The organism is Haladaptatus sp. (assembly GCF_049589095.1).
Taxonomy (GTDB): Archaea; Halobacteriota; Halobacteria; order Halobacteriales; family Haladaptataceae; genus Haladaptatus.
Genome location: NZ_JBAWAC010000565.1, coordinates 1 through 1,746, shown reverse-complemented (window position 1 = coordinate 1,746; position 1,746 = coordinate 1). Strand labels below are relative to the sequence as shown.

Genomic DNA, 1,746 nt, shown 5'->3' with positions numbered 1-1,746 from the left:
TACTTGACTCGGGCGAATATGCGCTTCTGACTTCCCGACGAGGGCGTCGTGTTCACCGCCTTCTTTGAAGCCACTGAGCCGTCGAAGAAGTGGGCCGGCGTTTTCTTTGATTTGGGCCTTCTCGAGTTCCGAATCGACGTAGTCACCCGGATTTTCGCCCATATCGTTGACGATAGCCCGGAAGTTGGCCATCGTCGGGCTATTCTCCGGTTTGTGTGTACTGACGTCGTTCTTCAGGATCCCTGCTTGTTCGTAGGTAGCGTTCAGCGCATCGGAGACGAGCGGGGCAAAGTCGCCGTTCACGTCGCCGATCATATCGAGAATGAAGTTGCGTGCTTCGGTGAATTTCATATCGTACGGATCCAGGTTCCCCGATGCTCGAAGCACGTCCTCTGGCGTCTCTTCGATGTGGAGTGGGTTGATCGTCTGCGAACCGTCCACGGTGATATGCTGGCCGTTCATGAGTTCGACGAGTCCCCCGAACTCGCCCATCGTATCGCACAAGATGAGCGTGCGATCTTCACCCGCCAGATACCACCGCGTCGCTTGCTTGCCGACGTGGTAGGACTTTCCGCTACCGGAACTCCCGATCGTCAGTCGGTGGCCTGGTGCAACCGAGAACTGATTCTTGATGATCTCGCTGCCGTTCTGCACGTTTCGACCCTGCTCAACGCCGTCTTCTTGGTCAATGTACGCGGACACCGGCGGGAACGCCGCCGCAATCGTCCCCGAGAGCGTCAGTGAATAGCGTTCGCGTGTGGAGACATCGGCGAACGTGTCCCGCCCGTTGGGCGAACAGGATTCGAACAGTTCGGCTTGGCGCTGCTCCGGGGCTAGCACCGTCAGATGAGCAGGGGCACTCTCAAGCGTTCCTCTCACTTTCTCGCAGGCGCTTTCGAGCGCCCGATGTTTAGCAATATCCAGCGTTAGTTCGTCCTCGCTGTCCAGCCCTTCCTCGATACGCTCCTCGGCCTCATCGAGTGCTTGTCTCGTCCCGGCATGCACGGTAACGTACCCGCTCAAGTCCCAGGGTTGGGCTTGGGTGTGGTGGAGCAGCTTGTACATCTTCACGTACGGGTCGAGGTCGTCCTCGACGAGGATCGCGGAAACGTCGCTTACGTCTTTGCGCTCATCGATGTTCGCGTCGATCTCTCCGATTGTGTCTTTCAATTCGAGTTCCGTTGCTCGCTTGTCCCGTGCTCGCACGTCCAAGCAAACGTCAATATCCACCCCTCTCATGGTGTAGATCTCCTCAAGAAACTTCTCTTGGGGTTCGACTGGCCAATCGGCGATCCAGTAGGTTCGACAGTACTGCTGACCGGTGCGAACGTAGCCATCGCGAGCATCGAACGTCTGTGGCGCGAGGAGTTCCTGCACGCGATCGTGAGCCAGGCCGTCAGTGTCGTTCTTGTCGCTGGCGAGTGGTGCAAGCAGGCCTTCGCGGACACGTGCGAGGAACGACGCCCCTTCCGTGGTCTCCTCGGTGGCATGAGTACTCGTCGCGACTGGTTGCGAGACGGTGCCGCCGTCGGTTGTCGCTTTGATCGTCGTGACGTCTGCTACTCCCGTCGATGGTGTGTCGGTCGCATCCACGGCTTCAGGACGTGGACTGTCGCCGTCCTCGGCACTATGTGGCCACACTGCTGCATCGACATCCTTCGTCACACTGTCGGCATCGAAGGAGTGCTCCGTCCCGCTCCAATAGCGCCCCAAGAGGAGTGCGTGCTCGGCTGGACCGACTTGCGT

At 58.9% G+C, this 1,746-nt stretch carries 1 pseudogene; it reads right to left on the bottom strand.

The features are described 5' to 3' along the window. Window positions 1–1,746, bottom strand: a pseudogene (locus tag WBV42_RS17775) (hypothetical protein); the annotation flags it as partial.